This window comes from Prauserella isguenensis (assembly GCF_014191605.1).
Lineage (GTDB): Bacteria > Actinomycetota > Actinomycetes > Mycobacteriales > Pseudonocardiaceae > Prauserella > Prauserella isguenensis.
The window spans coordinates 1,297,342-1,318,016 of sequence record NZ_JACHWU010000001.1; the positions used below are offsets into that span (position 1 = coordinate 1,297,342).

Annotated in this window: 17 protein-coding genes; 6 read left to right on the plus strand and 11 right to left on the minus strand. The window is 69.7% G+C overall.

What is annotated here, in order from left to right:
* Positions 1-39 precede the first annotated feature (39 nt).
* The gene (locus FHS23_RS06090; protein WP_183650987.1) at positions 40-1,269 is read right to left on the minus strand and encodes a DUF445 domain-containing protein; all 1,230 of its coding nucleotides are present in this window, start codon (positions 1,267-1,269) and stop codon (positions 40-42) included.
* A gap of 111 nt (positions 1,270-1,380) precedes the next feature.
* Here FHS23_RS06090 and FHS23_RS06095 point away from each other — a divergent pair, with 111 nt between their 5' ends.
* The 4 genes from FHS23_RS06095 to FHS23_RS06105 all read left to right on the plus strand — a co-directional run bounded on the left by FHS23_RS06095 (position 1,381) and on the right by FHS23_RS06105 (position 5,299).
* Positions 1,381-2,550, plus strand: coding sequence for a cell division protein DivIVA (locus FHS23_RS06095; RefSeq protein WP_183649078.1), 1,170 nt, complete (start codon positions 1,381-1,383; stop codon positions 2,548-2,550).
* A gap of 139 nt (positions 2,551-2,689) precedes the next feature.
* Positions 2,690-3,709 carry a hypothetical protein gene (locus FHS23_RS06100; RefSeq protein ID WP_343053674.1) on the plus strand — a complete coding sequence of 340 codons (1,020 nt, stop codon included), beginning with the start codon at positions 2,690-2,692 and terminating at the stop codon, positions 3,707-3,709.
* An 835-nt stretch (positions 3,710-4,544) separates the two neighbouring features.
* Complete coding sequence (locus FHS23_RS23510) at positions 4,545-4,667, plus strand: hypothetical protein (RefSeq protein ID WP_281372349.1); 123 nt, start codon at positions 4,545-4,547, stop codon at positions 4,665-4,667.
* Positions 4,668-4,741: 74 nt separating this feature from the next.
* Complete coding sequence (locus FHS23_RS06105; RefSeq protein ID WP_221218966.1) at positions 4,742-5,299, plus strand: DUF1697 domain-containing protein; 558 nt, start codon at positions 4,742-4,744, stop codon at positions 5,297-5,299.
* 142 nt (positions 5,300-5,441) lie between these two features.
* Here FHS23_RS06105 and FHS23_RS06110 read toward each other — a convergent pair whose 3' ends face one another.
* The 7 genes from FHS23_RS06110 to FHS23_RS06140 form a co-directional block, all read right to left on the minus strand.
* The gene (locus FHS23_RS06110; protein ID WP_183649080.1) at positions 5,442-6,878 is read right to left on the minus strand and encodes an MBOAT family O-acyltransferase; all 1,437 of its coding nucleotides are present in this window, start codon (positions 6,876-6,878) and stop codon (positions 5,442-5,444) included.
* 155 nt (positions 6,879-7,033) lie between these two features.
* Positions 7,034-8,002: a 23S rRNA (guanosine(2251)-2'-O)-methyltransferase RlmB gene (rlmB, locus tag FHS23_RS06115; RefSeq protein WP_183649083.1), complete on the minus strand. Its 969-nt coding sequence runs from the start codon at positions 8,000-8,002 to the stop codon at positions 7,034-7,036.
* A gap of 4 nt (positions 8,003-8,006) precedes the next feature.
* Positions 8,007-9,383, minus strand: coding sequence for a cysteine--tRNA ligase (gene cysS / locus FHS23_RS06120; RefSeq protein WP_183649086.1), 1,377 nt, complete (start codon positions 9,381-9,383; stop codon positions 8,007-8,009).
* Positions 9,384-9,400: 17 nt separating this feature from the next.
* Positions 9,401-10,087, minus strand: a complete 687-nt coding sequence (locus FHS23_RS06125) for an HAD family hydrolase (protein ID WP_183649089.1) — start codon at positions 10,085-10,087, stop codon at positions 9,401-9,403.
* A gap of 86 nt (positions 10,088-10,173) precedes the next feature.
* Positions 10,174-10,641, minus strand: coding sequence for a 2-C-methyl-D-erythritol 2,4-cyclodiphosphate synthase (gene ispF, locus FHS23_RS06130; protein ID WP_183649092.1), 468 nt, complete (start codon positions 10,639-10,641; stop codon positions 10,174-10,176).
* A complete protein-coding gene (locus FHS23_RS06135) occupies positions 10,638-11,324 on the minus strand; it encodes an IspD/TarI family cytidylyltransferase (RefSeq protein WP_246381347.1) in 687 nt (228 codons plus the stop codon). Before FHS23_RS06135 ends, ispF begins: the two co-directional genes overlap by 4 nt.
* A 113-nt stretch (positions 11,325-11,437) precedes the next feature.
* Positions 11,438-11,929: a CarD family transcriptional regulator gene (locus tag FHS23_RS06140; protein WP_030532268.1), complete on the minus strand. Its 492-nt coding sequence runs from the start codon at positions 11,927-11,929 to the stop codon at positions 11,438-11,440.
* 362 nt (positions 11,930-12,291) lie between these two features.
* On the opposite strand from FHS23_RS06140, the gene FHS23_RS06145 reads away from it, so the two are divergent.
* Both FHS23_RS06145 and radA read left to right on the plus strand, forming a co-directional pair.
* Positions 12,292-12,837 carry a copper chaperone PCu(A)C domain-containing protein gene (locus FHS23_RS06145; protein WP_343053676.1) on the plus strand — a complete coding sequence of 182 codons (546 nt, stop codon included), beginning with the start codon at positions 12,292-12,294 and terminating at the stop codon, positions 12,835-12,837.
* 151 nt (positions 12,838-12,988) lie between these two features.
* Positions 12,989-14,356: a DNA repair protein RadA gene (gene radA / locus FHS23_RS06150; RefSeq protein WP_183649096.1), complete on the plus strand. Its 1,368-nt coding sequence runs from the start codon at positions 12,989-12,991 to the stop codon at positions 14,354-14,356.
* A 264-nt stretch (positions 14,357-14,620) separates the two neighbouring features.
* On the opposite strand, the gene otsB is transcribed toward radA, so the two are convergent.
* The 3 genes from otsB to FHS23_RS06165 form a co-directional block, all read right to left on the minus strand.
* Positions 14,621-17,149: a trehalose-phosphatase gene (gene otsB / locus FHS23_RS06155; protein ID WP_246381350.1), complete on the minus strand. Its 2,529-nt coding sequence runs from the start codon at positions 17,147-17,149 to the stop codon at positions 14,621-14,623.
* Between the two features lie 140 nt (positions 17,150-17,289).
* Positions 17,290-18,915 (minus strand): alpha,alpha-trehalose-phosphate synthase (UDP-forming), encoded by a 1,626-nt coding sequence (locus FHS23_RS06160; protein WP_246381351.1) that lies wholly within the window; start codon positions 18,913-18,915, stop codon positions 17,290-17,292.
* Between the two features lie 23 nt (positions 18,916-18,938).
* Positions 18,939-20,468 carry a threonine/serine exporter family protein gene (locus FHS23_RS06165; protein ID WP_183649099.1) on the minus strand — a complete coding sequence of 510 codons (1,530 nt, stop codon included), beginning with the start codon at positions 20,466-20,468 and terminating at the stop codon, positions 18,939-18,941.
* Between the last annotated feature and the right edge of the window lie 207 nt (positions 20,469-20,675).

Genomic DNA, 20,675 nt, shown 5'->3' on the forward strand with positions numbered 1-20,675 from the left:
GGTGGCCGATACCGGCGGACAGACCGGCGGTGAGCGGACCTAGTGCAGCATGACCAGGACCTGGAGCTCGCCGACGATGCCGCCGATCAGGCCGCCGACGACGACGAGCTTCCATTCGTCCTGGCGGAAGGCCGGCCGCAGCAGTCCCTCGTACTCCACGGGCGTCAGCTTGTTCATCCGGTCCTCGACGAGCCGTGCGACGGCCATCGCCTCGGTCAGGTAACCCTCGGCGTGCTGGACCGTCTCGGGCACGCGCGCGATCGCCTTGTCGGCCGCCGAGCGCTTCATCTCATCGAGTCGCTTCGTGCCGAGCGTGGCCGTCACCAGCGGCCGCGCGTTGCCCGCCTGTTCGTCGACCGCTTCCGCGACGACCCGGGAGATCATCGCCATCAGCCGGTCGGAGCGCGGGCCGCGCAGGATGGAGTCCATCAGGTTCGGCACCGTCAGCACGTCACGGGCGATGATCTCGCCGTACTGCTGCGCGACCTCTGCCTTCCTGCGCTGGAACTTGCCCTGGAAGTACAGCTTGCGCGTCACGTGGACCGGTTCGCGCGGCACGAAGATCAGCTTGATCGCCAACCAGTCGGTGAACAGGCCGACCGCGGCGCCGAAGACCGGCATGACCAGCGGGTTCTTCGTCACGGCCCACACGACCGCCTGCACGATGCCGAGCGCGAAACCGAAGTAGATGCCCGAGCGCGCGATGAACGCCATCTCGGGACGTGACGTCTCGCGGATCAGCTTCACCAGCAGCTTCTTGTCGCCGGTGAGTCGCCGGACCGTCATTTCCTTGACGTCGAGGAAGTCGTCGACGTTCTCGCGCATCTCCAGCATCAGCTGCCGCACGAGCTGCGGCGTCTGCGCTTGGATCTGCTTGATGACCAGGTCCTGCGCGACGGTGGGAAGCCGCTCCCACACTCGCGGATGGTTCTCGGTGAGCACCTCGCGCGCGACGTCGTCGACGGTGCGCAGCAGCGGTTGCTCGATCTCCTCGGTGATGCGGTCCGGGTCGATCCGCGCGAAGACGTCCTTGATGTCGAGGAGGTTCTTCGTCAGCAGTTCGGTGGCGATCGCGGCCATGCGGCCACCGTGCTGCGGGACGACGCCCTGCCAGCCGAGGAACGTGCCTTTGATGCCCTTCCATTCGATCGGCCGGAACATCATTTCGATCGCCACGCGCTTGGTGACGTAGCCGATCAGTGCCGCGACGAAGGGAATGGCCGTGTACAGCGGCCAGTGCTGCGAGATATCGGCGACGATCGCGTCGATGTCCACGTCGCGGTCTCCTTCCCCCTCAACCGGTCACGCCGCAGAACAGTATCGCGACGGGTTGTGACACGAGGTATGGGCTTCGGACTACCGACTCATTAAAGTTGCCGGATGGCCGAAGCCGACGTCACCCCGAATTCCCCCAGATCCGGCGCCTTCACGACCGTGTTCCGCGGTTACGACCAGGTGCAGGTCGACGACCACATCAAGAAGCTGAACTCCAAGCTGGAACAGACCTCGCGCAGTCGGGACGACGCCACGGCGTCGGTCGCGGACCTGACCAAGGCGCTCGGGCACGCCCAGCAGGAGCTCGTCGAGACCAAGGCAGCGCTCACCCGGATGGCCGAGGAGCCCACGGGGCCCGCAGCCATGAGCGAGCGCGTCAAGACGATGATGACGCTCGCCGAGGAGGAGATCGACGAGCTCCGCAAGAAGGCCGAGGAGGAGGCCGACGCGACCAGGTCGGCCGCCGACTCGTACGCGGAGAAGACCCGCGAGGAGGCACGCGCGGAGGCGCAGCGTCTCGCCGAGGAGGCCGAGCGCGAACGCGGTCGCCTCGACGAACAGGCGACGAAGCGGCGCAGCGATGCCGAGAAGGCCTCGCAGGACAAGATCACCGCGGCGGAGAAGAAGTCGGCCGACGAGATCGCCGCGGCGAAGGCGGCGGCGGAGAAGGCCGCCAAGGAGCTCACCGACGACGCGAAGAGCCGCGCCGACGCCATGATCTCCGAGGCCGAGACCCGGCTCGCCGACGCGACCGACAAGCACGCCCAGGTGCTGGAGCTGCGCCGCACCGTCGCCGACCGCATGACCGCGAGCAACGCCGCGCTCAGCGAGGCGCTCGACAAGCTCGGCTCGGCGCCGGAACCACTCGATCGGGCGACGTCCGGGTCGGACGGTGCCGACGCCGCCCGGCCTGCCGGCGCCGGCAAGTCCGCCGGTTCTCCGGAGGCCGGACCGACGGACTCCGGATCCAAGGATGCCGCGTCCACGGCTGCCGAATCGAAGGACTCGGGAGCGGGCATCTCCGGTTCGAACGCCTCGCAGAAGACACCGAAACCGCAGGTCGGGGCCGCAGCGACGAGTTCGGAGTCGGCGGCAGCGTCCGGGAGTGCCGAACCGGGGGCCGGTTCCGCGGAGGCGGCCACGTCGGCGTCGGACGAGTCCGGCGGTGAGCAGTCGGCACGCGACTCCGCGGGCGCGTCCGGCCCTGCGCAGACGACTCCGAAGCCCGCCTCCGCGAAGGCCGACGGCCATGGCAAAGAGGCATCCTCGGCGTGATGCGTGCGAGACTCACCGGTGACGCCGGTACGTGGCGGCTACAGTACGCCGCGTCGACCGGACGTTGCCGGTCGTCATGCACCGGCGAAGATCACAGCGGTGCTGTCAATACGGACGGAACGGGTTCAAGGTCCACGCCGTGAGTACGAGAACGCCTGACACGTTGCAGACCGCCGCGGACGACGCGACGGCCGGTGCCGACCAGCACGCCGCTCCGGAGGCGGCCGCCGAGGCGGTCGCGACCGGGGCAGGCGAGTCGGCGGCGACCGACACCGTCCACGACGGAGCAGCGTCGGCGGCCGCCGAACCGGCGGCGCAGGCCGATGCGGTGGACGTCGAGGGCGTGTCGGTGGACGTCGAGGTCGCCGACGATGATGCCGACGTCGCCGCCGACGGCCCCGGAGGTCTCGACGGCGCGGCTCGGGAACCACGCCCGGTACCGGTCGACTTCCCGGTGTACGGCCTGCACCCGCGGATACCCGGCCCCCGCTGGGTCGACTTCTTCGAAGGCGGAAGTGGTGGCCCCGCCGCGCCGGATGCCGACGCCGGCGTCGTCGCCGAACTCGGCGAGGCCGGCCAGTCGCCGTGGGCGTTGTGGCTCGGCCAGCGGCTGGCCGACACCGAACGAGGTTTGCGCATCGGCAGTATGCCTCGGCTGCGGTACGAACGCGCCATGTGCCCCAGTGGCGGCGACCCCCTGGCCGAAGTGGCGTTCGGCGCCGCGTTCGGACTGGTCAACCTCACGTTGCCGGACAGCAGCGTGCCGCGGCCGGACGGGCTGATCGAATCGTTGCTCGCCCACGCGGAACAGCACGCGCGGCGGTATGAGAAGTGGAAACGCGTGACCTGGCGCGTCGACGGGATGTCGGTGCGCGCGCGAATCTGGGAGTTCGCGGGCGGCTGGACCGGCTTCACCGGCGACCTCGACGACAGCTACGTCGCGGTGATCGGCATCGGTGTCGCGGCCGAGGGGCTGAGCCTGGCGAGGGTGACCGATCCCAAGGCGTACGGTGTGGACTTCTCCGTGCCCATCAGCCTTGCCGACCTGGGCAAACACCGCGCGACCCGCCCCGAGGCGTGGCTGCCGCCGCCGCGCCGCGACGCCTTCCACGCGGAGCAGTTGGCGTTGCTGCCCGAGGACCGCACCACCGCGCAGTAGCGCCCGTGTTGCGCATCCCGGGGCCCGTGTTGCGTTTCCCAGGGGCCGTGTTGCGCTTTCCGGGGGCCGTGTTGCTCCCACCCGTCGCCCGACCGCCACCCCTCATCGACGCGCTGACGCGCGGCTGCGCTTGATGGGATGGTGTCGCAGGTTGCGGCCGCTGGCGTGTGAATAAGAATGAAACCGGCGGCGCCAAGTCGACGTCGGACAATATTTGCCGTGCATCGCTTGCGCGTTTCCTGAACCCGGGGCGGAAATGTGTCAGGTCAGCGGCCTCCGTGGTGTTGCGGATTTCCTCGCCTCGCCGGTCGAACGCTGCGGTGGCAAGCCCGGGCGCCGTGGCTGTCTTGCGGTGCCACGAGACGGGCGTCGCCGTTGTGTCCGATCTGGACGGTCGCGAGGGCGCACAGGAACCGCGGCGGGAAGAAATCGGTCTTGGTCGTCGCACGGATGCCTGGTCAGCCAGCTCCACAGGATTATGCAGCGTGGCAAGGTAGTCGTCGTCGAGCTCGGAGACCGCGAACCGCGAACCCTCGACCACGAGTTCGCTCGTCGTGGATCGCACGGACGGACTGCGTGCGCCGGTACCGTGAAGTGGCCGGCCTGATTCGATCAGGGCCAGTCGGTCGATTGTCGGAAGGCGCTCGTACGGCTTGGGGTTGTTGACCGACGCCGTTCCAATCGGCCCAGAACACGGAAAGTCGATCAGTCAATTCGTTCGGACAACGCGCCTTGGTCGCGTGTTTGATCTGCTCGATCTCGCCCGGCGAATATGTGGCACCAACGGGCGCGATCAGTGCTACATCGACATCACTGACGAGTGGTGAGAATCCGCGTGGGCAAGGCTGCCGAGGGCGTACGCCGCGGCGAGCCGGTCGCCGAGTACGTGGATCGCAGCGTCTACCGCGGCTCGCAGGACGCCTCGGTGTCCTCGCGTTTCGGACTGCCCCTGACGTGATCATGACATCGTCTCGCTGCGAGCGTTGCCTATTCATGCGCCGCCGGCGTCGGGGGTCGGCTTAGAGTGGCGGTGTGACGTCGACGTGGTACTGCGCGCTGCTGCGGGGAATCACCCCTGGAAATCCGAACATGCGTAACGAGAAGTTGCGTGGGGTGTTCGACGATCTCGGGTTCACCGGCGTGGCTTCGGTGCTGTCGAGTGGAAACATCGTGTTCGCTGCGGAACCGACCGACACGACGGCGCTCGAGAGTCGGATCAGGGGCGCCCTGCGGGACGAGTTGGGCATCGGCGGCGGAACCATCGTGCGCAGCCGCAGCGAACTGGCGGCCCTCGTCGGCACGGAGCCGTTCGGCGAGCTGCAGCACGCTCGCGAGACGTACCTGACGGCGACGTTCCTGAAGGAGCCACTCGAACCGGTGCCCGAGCCGTTGCCCGAACCGGGCGGACTGGCGGTGCGCATGGTCGGTTACGACCCCGACGCGCGTGCGGTCCTGGCCGTCTCGGACAACACCGCCTCGTCGTCGCCGGACTTCATGGCCTGGCTGGAACGGCGGTTCGGCAAGGACATCACGACACGTACGTGGCTGACCGTCCATCGCATTCTGAAACGGATACCGGACCACGTGTAGCCCGCAACACGGGCCCCGGAACTGCCCCCCCCGGAACCTGCAACACGCGCCCTGGAATCCGCAACACGGGCCCCGGAGGCCGCAACACGGGCCCTGGAATCCGCAACATGGGCCCCGGAACCCGCAACACGGGTCCTCGTCCTCAGAACTGGTAGTACAAGAAGGGGCTGAAGGTGCCCGTGGCGACGAGGATCGTCGCGTAGGCGATGCCGACGGTCATGATGCCGACGCGCAGGGCGTTCGCGGGCTTCGTGCGTGCCGATTCGAGCAGCGGCCCCATCACCGGCGTCGCGGGCAGCACGAACACCCCCGCAGCCAGCAGCAGCAAGACCAGGCGCTGGTTCGTCAGCGCGGAGGCGGCGACGTCGGTCAGGCCGTCGAAGTCCGGCGCGAACATGTGTCCGATCATCGAGAGTGCCTGCCCCAGGTCGGGCGCCCGGAAGAACACCCAGCCGATGATCACCAGCACGAGCGTCAGCGCGCGCCGCGCGATCCGCGGGCCTGTCGAGGCGGGCGTGCGCGCCCCGCCCGTCGCGCGTTCCAGAACGAGCAGCGCACCGTGGTACACGCCCCAGATCACGTACGTCCACGCCGCGCCGTGCCAGAACCCCGTCAGCACGAACACGATCCACAGGTTGCGGTACGTCTTGTGCCCGCCCGAACGATTGCCACCGAGGGGGATGTAGACGTAGTCGCGGAACCAGCGCGACAGGGACATGTGCCACCGCCGCCAGAACTCCGTGATCGTCACCGCCGAGTACGGGCGGGCGAAGTTCTCCGGAAGGCGGAAGCCGAGCATCCGGCCCAGTCCGATGGCCATGTCGGAGTAGCCGGAGAAGTCGAAGAACAGCTGCAGCGTGAACGCGATCGCACCGAGCCAGGCGATGGCGAACGTCATCTCGTCGGCCGGGGTGGAGAAGCACGCGGCGACGAACGGGGCCAGCGAGTCGGCGATGACGGCCTTCTTGCACAGGCCCAGCGCGAACCGCGGGAACCCGGCGGCGATGTCGTCGAGCCGATGCTGGCGATGTTGCGGCAGCTGGTCGGCGATCTCGTGGTACCGCACGATCGGCCCGGCCGCGAGCTGCGGGAACATCGCGATGTACGTACCGAACGACACCGGGTTGCGTAGCGCGCGCCGCTCGCCGCGGTAGATGTCGACCACGTACGAGATGTGGTGGAAGGTGAAGAACGAGATGCCGATCGGCAGGGCCAGCTCGGCGACGGGGAAGTCCCCACCGAACAGCTGCGCGAACCATGCGACCTGCTCCGTGGCGAACCCGGCGTACTTCCACACCAGCAGGATCGACAGGTCGAACGCGATGACGCCGATCAGCAGCCTGCGCCGGCGTGAGCTGCCGCCCAGTCCCCAGTCGTCCGGTTCGAGGGCGGGACCGGCCAGGAAGTTCACGATCATGCAGGCGATGAGCAGCAGCGTGAACGCGCCCGCGCCGGTCGCGTAGAAGATGAGGCTGCCGACGGCGATGATGCCGTTGCGCCACGCCCGTGGGCACACCAGCACCGCGACGAGCATCGCGGGCAGGAAGTACCACAGGAACAGTGGCGAAACGAACGACATCCGGTGGGCCCCCTCGGCTGATCCGAAGTGACCCTAGCTCAGCGGGGCGCCGGGCACGGCCGATACCGGCACGTTCCCGAGTCGTCCTTCACAGTCGACGACAGTGCCGGGCCGCCCACCCGGCACGGCGCGTCGGCGCCGGAGGGGCGGGCCCGTCAGACGCGGCCGGCGGTCCGGCGGCGCCGGGCGACCTCGGCCATCAGGACGGCCGCGGCCACCGAGGCGTTGAGTGATTCGACCTCGGGCGACATGGGGATCGACACGGTGACGTCGCAGTTCTCACGCACCAACCGGGACAGTCCCCGTCCCTCGGAGCCGAGGACGATCACCAGCGGCTCGGTGGCGACGTCCAGACCGTCGATGTCGAGCGTGGCGTCCGCGTCGAGCCCGGCGATCATCACGCCTTCCGACGCCCACGCCTGCAGTTGCCGCGTCAGGTTCGTGGCCACCGCCACCGGAAGCTTGGCCGCGGTGCCTGCACTGGTCCGCCACGCCACGGCCGTCATGCCCGCGCTGCGCCGCTGGGGGAGCAGCACGCCGTGTGCACCGAACGCGGCCGCCGAGCGGATCACGGCGCCGAGGTTGCGCGGGTCGGTCACGCCGTCGAGCGCGACGATCAGCGGCGGATCACCCGCGTCGCGGGCGGCGGCGAGCAGGTCGTCGGGGTGCGCGTACTCGAACGGCGGCACCTGCAGGCCGATTCCCTGGTGCACGGCGCCGCCGGTCTTGCGGTCCAGCTCGTCGCGCGGCACCTCGAGAATCGAGATCCCCTTGTCGGCCGCGAGCTGCACGGCCTCCTTGACACGGTCGTCGGCGTCGATGTTCAGCGCGACGTACAGCGCGGTCGCCGGGACGTCGGCGCGCAGCGATTCGACCACCGGATTGCGACCCGCGATGATCTCCGGGCTGTCGGCGGCCTTCTTCTGCGCGCGCTGACGGTTGTCCTCGCGCTTGGCCTGCTGAGCGGCCTTCTTCTGTTTCGGGTGTCCGGGGCGGTTCTCGCCCTTCGGCGTCGGCCCCTTGCCTTCGAGCCCCTTGCGGCGGTTGCCGCCGGAACCGACGACCGGGCCCTTCTTGGTGCCCTCTTTACGGACCGCGCCGCGGCGGCGGGAGTTACCGGCCATGTCCTCAATCCCTCACTGTCCACGATGGACCATTTGGGGTGTCCTCCACCGCGATGCCCGCGGCGGTCAGCTGGTCACGGATGGCGTCCGCGCGCGTGAAGTCCTTCTCGGCCCTGGCCCGCATGCGTTCGGAGAGCAGCGCGTCGACGAGCGTGCTCAGCGCGCGGGCCTCGCCGCTGTGGCTCGCCGCGTCCTGCCACTGCTCCGACAGCGGGTCCAGGCCGAGCACGTGGACCATCGCCCGCACCGACTCGGCGAACTCGCGGGCCTTCGTCTCGTCGCCCGCGTCCAGCGCCGTGTTGCCGTCGCGCACGGTGTTGTGCAGCACCGCGAACGCCTGGGGCGTGCCGAGGTCGTCGTCGAGCGCCGCACCGAACTCCGCCGGGACCTCGCCGAGGCGCACCTCGCCGCCGACGCGGCGCAGGAACTGTTCCACGCGGCGGTACCCCTGCGCCGCCTCGGCCAGCGCCTCGTCGGAGTACTCGATCGTCGAGCGGTAGTGCGGCTGGATCAGGTAGTACCGCAGCTCGACCGGCCTGCACTTCCGCAGCATCTCGGGGATCGCCACGATGTTGCCGAGCGACTTCGACATCTTCTCGCCCGAGAGCGTCACCCATGCGTTGTGCAGCCAGTACCGCGCGAAGCCGTCACCCGCCGCGTGCGATTGGGCGCGCTCGTTCTCGTGGTGCGGGAAGACGAGGTCGACACCGCCGCCGTGGATGTCGAACTCCGAGCCCAGGTAGGTCGTGGCCATGGCAGAGCACTCGAGGTGCCAACCGGGCCTGCCGTCGCCCCACGGGGTCGGCCACGACGGTTCCCCGGGCTTGGCGGCTTTCCACAGCGTGAAATCGCGCGGGTCGCGCTTGCCGTCGGCGGCCGTCTCACCCTGCTGCACCTCGTCGGGGCGCTGGCCGGACAACCTGCCGTAGTCGGGCAGGGACGTCACGGAGAAGTAGACGTCGCCGCCGGAGACGTACGCGGCGTCCCGGTCGATGAGCCGCTGGATGAGCTCGATCATCTGGGTGACGTGGCCGGTGGCGCGCGGCGAGATCGACGGCGGCAGGCAGCCCAGCACGGTGAAGGCGTCCTCGAACGCACGCTCGTGCGTCGCCGCCCACTCCCACCAGGGCCTGCCCGCGTCGGCGGCCTTGGTGAGAATCTTGTCGTCGATGTCGGTGACGTTGCGGACCAGCAGCACGTCCAGTCCGTTGTGGACGAGCCAGCGGCGCAGGACGTCGTAGTTCAGCGCGCCACGGACGTGCCCGATGTGCGGGACGCCCTGCACGGTGGCCCCGCAGACGTACATGGACGCCGTTCCGCTACGCGCGGGATGGAACTCCCGTACGTCCCTGGTCGCGGTGTCGTAGAGATGAAGGGCCACGCCCGAAATGGTACGGGCTACAGCGCGCCGTGCTCGCGGAGGGCGGCGCGTAGCCCGCCGGGACGTTCGACGGTGGGCAGCGGCTCGACCAGCGCGAACTCGCAGCCGATGTCCCGAGCGCCGCCGTCGGCGTCGGTGTGGTCGCCGATCATGAGCGTATTCTCGGCGGGTGCCCCGAGGCGCTCGACCAGTATCCGGAAGATCGCCGGGTCCGGCTTGATCTGACCCACCTCGTACGACAGCACGAACTCGTCGATGTAGGCGTCCAGGCCCCGCGCGGTGAACGCGGGCCGGATGTCGAACGCGATGTTGCTCAGCACCCCGACCTTCGTCCCCGAGCCCGCGAGTTCCTTCAGCACGTCGGCCGTGTCGGGGTACGGCGTCCACTCGGCGGGGTCGACGAGCCGCCGGTACAGCGCCTCGGCCTGCTCGGTGCCTGGGACGCCGCTCTGCCGGAGGATCTCCAGGTACGCCTTGTGGTGCAGCTTCGCGTCGAGGTCGCGGCGCTCCCATGCGTCGCGGTGGTCCTCGTCGAGGTCGACGGTCAGTGTGACCGGCGCCGTCATCCGGCGCATCAGTTCGGCCTGCTCGTCGGCATCGAGGGGCGTTCCGTCGTCGTCGACCAGGTCGGTGAACCAGGACCGCCGGTGTTCGAGCCTGAACAACGTCCCCGAGAAGTCGAACATCACCGCCTGAATCGCCATGTCGACGACACTACCGTTGCGCGGGTTCTGCGGTGGTCACCGAGGCGCCCGTGACGCCAGGGCGGGCGGACTACCGGCCGCGTGGATCACCGGGGGAGGAGCAGCGCGGTGGCGATGGCGGCGACGCCCTCGCCACGTCCGGTCAGGCCGAGGCCGTCGCTGGTGGTGCCCGAGACGCTGACCGGGCCGCCGACGGCGGCCGAGAGCACCTGCTGAGCCTCGTCTCTGCGGATGCCGATCCGCGGACGGTTGCCGATGATCTGCACGACGGCGTTGCCGACGCCGAAACCGGCGGTCTCGACACGGCGGCGCACCTCCGCCAGAAGCTCCGCACCGTGGGCACCCGACCAGCGCGGATCGCCCGTGCCGAACACGGCACCCAGGTCGCCGAGCCCCGCGGCGGACAGCAGCGCGTCGCACAGCGCATGGGAGGCGACGTCGCCGTCGGAGTGGCCCGCGCAGCCGTCGTCGTCGGGCCAGAGCAGCCCGGCCATCCAGCACGGCCTTCCCGCTTCGATCGGATGGACGTCGACGCCTTGGCCGATGCGGGTCATGCGGTGTTCTCCGTGCTCAGCAGTGCTTCGATGACGGCGACGTCGAACGGGGTGCGCACGCACATGCCGTGCGGGTCGCCGGGGACGGTGCGGGCCCGACCGTCGAGTCGGACGAGCAGCTCCACGAGATCGGTGACGCCGGAGTCGCCGGTGAGCAGTTCGCCGAGGACGCCGGCGCGGACCGCGACGGGTGTCTGCGCGTGGCGCAGCAGCGACCGGTCGCGGGTGCCGTGGACGACCCCCTCCGCATCGACGACCTTGACCGTGTCGGCGACGGGTTCGACCGGAACGGCCGCCGGTGCGCCCTCGCGGACCGCGTCGACGACCGCCGAGCCCACGGAGGCCGGGACGAAGGCACGTCTGGCGTCGTGGACCAGCACGACGTCGTCCGGGCCGGGCGCCGAGGCCGTCCACGCCGCTCGCAGTGCGGTGCCGGGCGTGGGTCCCGACACCGGATCAAGCTGCGACACGGCATCAGGCTGGGACACCGGAATGGGCTGCGACACCGGATCAGGCTGGGACACCGCTCCCGGGTCGGCGGCCACCGCGTCGTCGGCGACGAACAGGACACGGTGGTCGTCGAAGGTCGGAAGGGGGTGAGCAGCACGATGCCGTGCCGGTCCTGCCACGACGATCCGGTCCACGCATCCGGATTCGAGCAGGCCGTGCACGGCATGTGACAACAACGGTTCCCCGTGAACGGGGAGCAACGCGCCGGAGCGCGCCGCGTCCCCGTTCCCGAGCGGAACCAGTGCGATGACGTTCAGGGTCGTATGACCTTGTGCAATCGCTGGAGCTAGACGACCGCGGTTTCGAGAACCTCGTCGAGCAGCACCTCGGCCTTGCCTTCGTCGGTACCTTCGGCGAGCGCCAGCTCGCTCACGAGGATCTGCCGCGCCTTGGCCAGCATCCGCTTCTCACCGGCGGACAAGCCGCGGTCCTTCTCCCGCCGCCAGAGGTCGCGCACCACTTCGGCCACCTTGTTCACATCGCCGGAGGCGAGCTTCTCGAGGTTGGCCTTGTACCGACGCGACCAGTTGGTCGGTTCGTCGGTGTGGGGAGCACGCAGCACGTCGAAAACGTGATTGAGGCCGTCTTCTCCCACGACGTCACGAACACCGACGATCTCGGCGTTGTCAGCGGGAACGCGAACGGTCAGATCACCCTGCGCCACCTTGAGGACGAGGTACTGCTTCTCCTCGCCCTTGATCACGCGGGTCTCGATCGCTTCGATGAGTGCGGCACCGTGGTGCGGGTAGACGACGGTCTCTCCGACCTTAAAAACCATGTGTCCTCTGCCCCTTTCGCTGTATCCAGCTTAGCACGTCCGACGTGTGCTCAACCAGACGGCTGCCTTCGTCCTCGCAGGTCAGTGGGCTAATCGGACTGCCTTAGGGGCTTGACAACGACCGAATTCGTATACTCATGCAGGTGGGCCGGGATCCGTTTCCCGCCGTTTTCAAATCCACTATGGACATTTTCGCCGTCCGGTTCCCGGCGAAGTGCCCGGTCACGGGTGTCGACCCCTACGTGGTGTCGTACTCGCCACCACGTGATGTCCGCCCGAGGCGGCCGGGATAGTCTGCCTACCGGCTGCCTCTCCCAGGAGCGGGTGGTGACGCGTTGCAGGCGCAAGGAAGGACACGAGCAGTGAAACGTCGCATGATCGGTGCGGGCATCGCAGGTATCTCGCTCCTCGTCGCGGGATGCAGCGCAGGCCAGATCACGCAGACGGACACCCAGGTCGCGGGCGTCAACGGCGGTTCGTCGGAGGTCGGGACCATCGCCGTGCGCAACGCGGAGCTCGCCTATCCGGAGAACGTGAAGCCGGCCGCCTACCTCGAGGGCTCCGACGCCGACGTGGTCATGAGCATCGTCAACTCCGGCGAGCAGGCCGACGAGCTGCAGTCCGTGACCACCGACGCCGCGGAGAACGTGGCGATCAAGGGCGAGACGAGGCTGCCGGCCGACACCACGCTCGCCGTCAGCCCGGGGAAGCCGGACGCGGCCCAGCTGGACGGCGAGATGACGCTCCAGGGTCTGAAGCGGGAGGTTCGGCCGGGCCAGGAAGTCACCGCGACCCTCTCGTTCCGCGACGCGGGCACCCTCGAGGTCACGCTTCCCGTGAAGGTGTCGGACGAGCCGCGGCCCGACGCGCCCTCCGAGGACGAGGGCCACGGCGGCGGAGGCCACTGAGCGACGCTCCGCCACTCCGCCACTCTCGGACACTCGGCCACTCTCGCCGCCCCGGGATCGCCCTCGGACACGAGTCGACGGGGTTGTGCTGACGGGGCGGTGACAGGACTGCGCCCCCGGACTGTCGGTGGCGGCCGATACGGTCCCGGACGTGGCCAAGAAGACGTCGAGTACCTACCGCTGCGCCGAGTGCGGCTACGAGGTCGCCAAGTGGGTCGGCCGATGCCCGGAGTGTCAGGCGTGGGGGACGATCGAAGAGCGCGGTGACGCGCGTCCGCAGGTCGCCCGCGTGGCCGCGGGGGCGCCGAGTGCTCCCGCGCGCCCGATCGCGCAGGTCGACGTCGAGTCCTCGCGGGCGTCCCCGACCGGGGTGTCGGAACTCGACCGGGTGCTGGGCGGGGGCCTCGTGCCCGGCGTCGTGGTGCTGCTCGCCGGGGAGCCCGGCGTCGGCAAGTCGACCCTGTTGCTGGAGGTCGCGTATCGCTGGGCCGCGGAGAGCGGTTCGGCGGCGCTGTACGTCACGGGCGAGGAGTCCGCGGGCCAGGTACGACTGCGCGCCGAGCGCACCGGCAACGTCGACGACTCCATGTTCCTCGCCGCGGAGAGCGACCTGTCCGCGCTCCTCGGCCACGTCGACGACGTCAAACCGGGCCTGCTGATCGTCGACTCGGTCCAGACGATGTCGTCGCCGCAGGTCGAGAGCTCGCCGGGCGGTGTCACGCAGGTCCGCGCCGTCACGGCTGCGCTCGTCGCGCTGGCCAAGGAGCGCGGGCTTCCCGTAGTGCTCGTCGGGCACGTCACCAAGGAGGGTTCGGTCGCGGGGCCGCGCGTGCTGGAGCATCTCGTCGACGTCGTCCTGCACTTCGAGGGCGACCGGCATTCGACGTTGCGCATGGTCCGCGGCGTGAAGAACCGGTTCGGCGCCGCCGACGAGATCGGATGCTTCGAACTGCGCGATGACGGCATCGTGGGCGTTCCCGATCCGTCGGGATTGTTCGTCAACCGGCATGCCGAAGCGGTGCCGGGGACCGCGGTGACCGTCACGGTGGAGGGAAAACGGCCGTTGCTGGCCGAGGTGCAGGCGCTCGTGGGCAAGTCGTACCTGAACCAGCCGCGGCGCGCGGTCAGCGGACTCGACTCCTCACGAGTGAGCATGGTGCTGGCGGTGCTGGAGAAACGCGGCGGCGCGGCACTCGGCGACAAGGACGTCTACGTGGCCACCGTCGGCGGGATGAAGGTGACCGAGCCCGCGGTGGACCTGGCGGCCGCCCTGGCCGTGTCGTCGGCGTTCGCCGACGAGGCGCTGTCGCCGAAGCTCGTCGCGATCGGCGAGGTCGGCCTCGCGGGTGAGGTGCGGCGCGTGACCGGTGTCGGCAGGCGGTTGACGGAGGCGGCGCGCATGGGGTTCACGCACGCGCTCGTGCCGCCGGACCCGGGCCCGTTGCCCGACGGCATCAAGGCCCTCCAGGTCGCCGACCTGGCGAGCGCCGTACACGCCGTGCAGTACGTCCCGGGTTAGCTCGTCGGGCGGGTGGTGCGGAGCGAAAGGGCGCCGGCCGGGGCGCCCCCGACGCACGCCCCGGCCGGCTACGCGGGAGAGACGTACGAACCGGGACGCGATGCTGCACAGATTCGCGATTTGTGTTTCAAGTCACAAATATAGCGTTCGGTGGCTGACGACTCGTCACGCCGAGCCGCGTTGCGGTCGAATCCGGTGACGGAATCCGACCGCAACGCGGTGGCGGAGCACGGCGGTCGTTGTGCGGAGCCGTCCGCTCGCGAGTCAGCGGCCGAGCAGCCTCGCACAGCGGATCAGCCCGATGTGGGAGTAGGCCTGCGGGTGGTTTCCCAGCGAACGCTCGGCGACCGGGTCGTACTGCTCGGGCAGCAGCCCCGTCGGCCCCGCGGCGTCGACGAGCTGGTCGAACAGCTCCTCGGCCTCGGTGCGCCTGCCGGTCAGCAGGTAGGCCTCGATGAGCCATGCGGCGCACAGGTGGAACCCGCCTTCGCCGCCGGGCAGGCCGTCGTCGCGGTGGTAGCGGTACACGGTCGAACCGCTGCGCAGGTCGGCCTCGATGGCGGTGACCGTCTGCTGGAACCGCTCGTCCTGCGGGTCGAGCAGGCCGGCGAGGCCGACGAACAGCGACGCCGCGTCGAGGTCGGTGCCGTCGTAGGCGGTGGTGTAGGCCTTGACCTCGGAGTTCCAGCCGTTCTCGAGCACGTCGGCGGCGATCTCGTCGCGCAGCTCGGGCCAGCCCGCCGGGATCTCGCGGTTGTAGATCTCGCCGAGCCGGATGGCCAGGGCGAGCGTCTGCCAGCACATCACCCGGGAGTAGACGCGGTGCCGCGGCACGTGGCGCTCCTCCCAGATGCCGTGGTCGGGCTCGTCCCAGCGGCGGCTGACGGCCTCGGCCATGGCGCGCACCATCTGCCAGTCCTCGTCGCGCAGGTCGCCGCGTGCTTCGGCGAGCGTCATGACGAGTTCGACGACCGGGCCGAAGACGTCCAGCTGCACCTGGTGGTTGGCGAGGTTGCCGACACGTACCGGCCGCGAGCCCTTGTATCCGGGCAGCGAGTCGATGACCGCTTCGGCGCCGAGCTGCGTGCCGGCGAGCGTGTACAGCGGGTGCAGCCGTTCCGGACCGGGGAGGGTCGACAGCACGCCGTGCAGCCAGCCCAGGAACGCCTCGGCCTCGTCGAGGGAGCCGAGTGTGACCAGCTCGCGCATGGTCATCGCGCCGTCGCGGATCCAGCAGTAGCGGTAGTCCCAGTTGCGGACACCGCCGATCTCCTCCGGAAGGGACGTCGTCGCCGCGGCCATCACACCGCCGGTGTCGGCGTGGATGAGCCCGCGCAGAGTGAGCGCCGACCGGGCGACGAGCTCGGGTTCGACGTCGGGCAGCTTCAACGCGCCCACCCACGTGCTCCAGTACCGGCCCGCCTCGGCGCGGCGTTCGAGCTCGGGAAGTTCGTGCGCGGCCAGGTCGGTGGTGCCGCAGCGCAGCTCCATCACGACGGGCGCGCCGGGCTCTGGCTGCACCAGCGCGGTCGCTGTGTCGTGCAGGCCGTCGCTGGTGATCGCCCAGCTGACGCCGGGCGAGCGCAGCACGAACGCCTCGGAGGTGCCGAGCACCTGGAGGCCTTCCTCGTGCTGGACGAGCCGCACGGGAACGCCACCGAACTCGGGCCGCGGTGCGAACGTGACCTCCGCCGTCGCCTCGCCGGAGATGACCCGCACGATGTCGGTGCGGTGGGTGGGCGTTTCGGAGTCCATGTAGTCGGTGACCAGCAGCCGCGACCAGCGCGTCTCGACGGTCATCGTGCCCGGGAGGTAGCGCTGCCCCAGTGGGAGGCCGTTGCGGTGCGGGGCGATCGTGAAGTGGCCCGCGCCCTCGCCGCCGAGCAGGTCGGCGAACACGGCCGCCGAGTCCGGCCCGGGGTGGGCCAGCCACGTGAGCTTCGCGTCCGGCGTCAGCAGCGCCACCGACCGCGAGGAGGCGAGCATCGAGAGCCGCTCGATCGGTGCGGCCTGTTCCCCGTACAGCCAGTTGCGGCGTTCCTCGAGCAGGAAAGCCAGGATCGTCGCGACCTGTTCCGTGTCGCCGACCCGGTGGTGCGCGAGCGTGTCGCCGTCGCCGACCTTGATGCCCAGGTCCGGGCCGGTCAGCTGTTCGAAGGCCTTCTCGTCGGTGACGTCGTCGCCGATGAACAGCGCGGCGGTGGCGCCGACCTGGTGGCGTAGCGTGCCGAGCGCGCTGCCCTTGTTCGTCTGCACGACCGACAGCTCGACGACCTCTTTGCCGTCGGTGACCGACACGCCGTCCCACGTACACGGTCCCTTGTGGACGTCCTCGACGATGCGGGCGGCGTCCTCCCGTGAGGCGCGGCGGACGTGCACGGCCACGCCCGCGGGCTTGACCTCGAGCTCGGCTCCCGGAGCGCCGTCGACGACACGGTCCAGTTCGGCCTCGATGCGGTTGCGCAGCCCTCGGGACTCGTCGTCGAGGTCGTGCACGAAGCCGACGTCGAACTCGGAGCCGTGGCTGCCGACCAGGTGGACCTCGGCGGGCAGGCGCGAGAGCGTCGCGAGGTCGCGTAGTGCTCTACCGGAGATCACGGCGGTCGTCGTCTCGTGCTGTGCGGCCAGCGACCGGAGCGCCCCGACCGATTCCGCCAGCGGGCGGGCCTCGTCGGGCTTCTCGGTGATGGGCGCCAGCGTGCCGTCGTAATCACAGGCGACCAGCAGGCGCGGCGTTCGCGCGATCTGCATGATCGCGCGCCGCAGCTCAGCGGGCAGGGCCTCGGCGGTCAACACTCCTCCTTAAGGAGTTTCTCGCGGGTGAGTTCTCCGGCTGGGGCCGTTCCACTCGGTTGTCGCAGCCGCTCTCGCGGCTCGAACCCGGGACGGGTGCTGCCTCAGGCCCCAGTTCGTCGATGCACTCGCGGGAGTGCTCAGGTCGCCGGCCCGGCCCCGAGGGCTTCGAGGAACGAGCGCGCCCACCTGTCGACGTCGTGCGTCAGTACCTGACGACGCAAGGCGCGCATTCGTCGGCGACCTTCCGCGGGGTCGAGCTTAATAGCCTGTTCGAGTGCGTTCTTCACCCCGTCCAGATCGTGCGGGTTGACGAGAAAAGCGCTGCTCAGCTCGGCTGCGGCGCCCGCGAACTCCGAGAGCAGCAGCGCTCCGCCGAGGTCGTGCCGCGCGGCGACGTACTCCTTGCAGACGAGGTTCATGCCGTCGCGCAGCGGCGTCACGACCATGACGTCCGCCGCCAGGAACAGCGCGGCGAGCTCGCTGCGGTCGATGGATTGGTGCAGATAGTGCAGCACCGTGTGGCCCACCCGGCCGAACTCACCGTTGATGCGCCCGACGATCTGCTCGATGTCGACGCGCATCTGCTGGTAGTGCTCGACGCGTTCGCGGCTCGGCGTCGCCAGTTGGATGAACGTGACGTCGCCGGGCTCGACGCGGCCCTCCTGCAGCAGCTCGTGGAACGCCTGCAACCGCAGATCGATGCCCTTGGTGTAGTCGAGCCGGTCGATGCCGAGCAGGATCTTCTTCGGGCTGCCCAGCTCCTCCCGTACCTGGGCGGCGCGTTCGATGACGGATTTGCCGCGGGACAGCTTGTCGAGCCCGGCCGCGTCGATCGAGATGGGGAACGCGCCGACGCGCACGGTGCGGTCGTCGACCTGCACCATGCCGGGCCGTGACCGCACGCCCACGGAGCCGCGGCTCGGTTCGAGGCCGATGAGCTGGCGTGCCAGCCACAGGAAGTTCTGCGCGCCGCCGGGCCGGTGGAAGCCGACGAGGTCGGCGCCGATCAGTCCGCGCACGATCTCTGCACGCCACGGCAGCTGCATGAACAGCTCCACCGGCGGGAACGGAATGTGCAGGAAGAAACCGATGCGCAGGTCGGGCCGCAGTTCGCGCAACATCGTCGGCACGAGCTGCAGCTGGTAGTCCTGCACCCACACCGTGGCGCCGTCGCCCGCCACGGCCGCGGCGGCCTCGGCGAACCGCTGGTTCACGCGCACGTACGCGTCCCACCAGCTGCGGTCGAAGATCGGCCGGGCGACGACGTCGTGGTACAGCGGCCACAGCGTGGCGTTGGAGAAGCCCTCGTAGTAGTCGCGGACCTCGGCCGAGCTCAGCCGGACGGGGTGCAGGACGAGGCCGTCGTCGCTGAACTCGTCGACGTCGACGTCCGGTACGCCCGGCCAGCCGACCCATGCGCCGTTGCGGGAGCGGAGGAACGGTTCCAGCGCGGACACGAGCCCTCCCGGACTCTGTGTCCAGCGCTGGTTCCCGTCCTCGGTGCGTTCCAGGTCGACCGGCAGCCGGTTGGCGACGACCACGAACTCCGCACCCTGCCGCTGCCGGTTCTTCCCCGGATCGGGGGACGCCGCGGGCCGGGACCCGTTCGGCGTCGCAGCGACGGCCTGCGGTCCGGCGCTGTTCGAAGGCTCGGCGTTCGACGACTCGGAGCTATTCGCGGGTTCGGAACTGTTCGACCGCTCTGCGTTCGAGGGCACGGCGTTCGGCGACACTGCTTCGGGCTTCTCCTGCGCGGGGGCCATGGTTGAACACTAGCGCGGCGCGCTTATTCGGGGCTTCCTCCGGGATCGAGCGGGCCTGCCATACGCGGGCCTGCGAGCCTGCGTTCCAGCCTGCCGAGTCCCGTTCGGACGGGCTGGGCGAGGAACTCGCCCAACACCACGCCCGCGGCGAGGGCGATACCGATCGCGACGGCACCCATCAGCGGTGTCAGGTTGCCGAAGTCGGCCAATTCGGACAGTCCGCGGTAGGTGGCGAAACCGGGCAGCAGCGGAGTGATGCCGGAGACCGCCACGACCAGGGGCGTCACCTTCAGCCTGCGGGCCATGACGCCGCCACCGAGGCCGACGAGCGTGGCGGCGATCGCCGACGCGACGATCGGGCCGGCCGTGAAGACCATCAGCGTGCCGTAGGCACAGGCGCCGACCGCTCCCGCGCACGCCGCGACCAGCAGCGGGCGCAGGCTCGCGTACGACGCGAGCGCGAAGCACGCGGCCGCACCCGTACCGGCGAGGACGACGATCGGCAGGTTCAGCGCCTGCAACGGCGGCACCGACGGCACGGGAGTGCTCGCCGCACCGAAGTACTCGGCGAACTGCATGCCACCGGCCACGCCGGTGATCAGTCCCGCCGACATCAGTGCGACCTCCAGACTTCGCCCGGCCGCGGTGACGTAGTAGCCGGTGATCGCGTCCTGCACGGCCGAGACCGTGGACAGTCCCGACAGCAGCACCGTCAACGCGGCCGCAACCACCAAAGTCGGTCTCTCCAGTGGCATCAGGTCCAGGTTGACGACGCCGATCGCCGCAGCCGACGCCAGCGCACCGCCGGTGATCTGCTGGAAGAAGAACGGCATCGACATGCGGTTGAGCAGGCGGCCGACCCGGTCGATCACCGCGCTGATCACGAACGCGACGAGCGCGGTCCAGACGTCACCGCCGAGCAGCAGGGCGATGAAGCCTGCCATGCCGCCCCACGCGAGCGTCGACACCCACCGCGGGTACGGGTGGCCCGCGCCGGTGACGCGGTGCAGTTCGGCGTAGGCCTCCTCGGCGCTGAGCTTGTTCCGGAGCAGCTTCTGCACGAGACGTTCGGTGTCGGACAGCCGCGTGTAGTCCAGGCTGCGGGACCGGACCACGCGCAGGGCCGTCACCGGTGACAGTTCGCTGCCCCGGTGACACGACACGGTGATCGACGTGAAGATCACCTCGACCTCGCAGTGCGGCAGGCCGAGCGCGCGGGTGAGCGAGAGGATCGTCGCCGTGACGTCGGATGCGCCCGCCCCGCTGGCCATCTGGACCTCGCCGATGCGCACGACGAGATCGAGCACCATGTGCACGGTCGGTTCGTCGGGAAGCTGGGGGCCGATCGCCGCGTCGCGTTCGACCGCGGGGTGTTCGCCGGTGGGGGCCTCGAGGATCTGCCAGGCGCGCTGCCGGAGGTTGTTGCGGCCGCGATGCTGGCGAGAACCACGGTTGTTGTCGTTGTCGTGCCTGCGATCCTCGGCCGGCGCTTCGAGGATCTGCCACGCGTGCCGGCGATGTCCCGCCGTCCTGGCGCGCGGCTTCAGTTTCATACGGCCCCACCTCCCTAGCTGCTCACCTGTTCCCCCATGGCATCGCCTCCGGAGGCTGCGCCGTTGCACCCCGGATCATGTGTCGTGTGACACGTTTCGGCGCTGGCTGTTGCGCCGCGTCCAATTTACTCTCGTGTAGGCGTTTTCGCAGGTCGGAATGTGTGTTCGAGGTGTGTTGGGCCGTTGTTTGTTGCGGGTTCCGGGAGG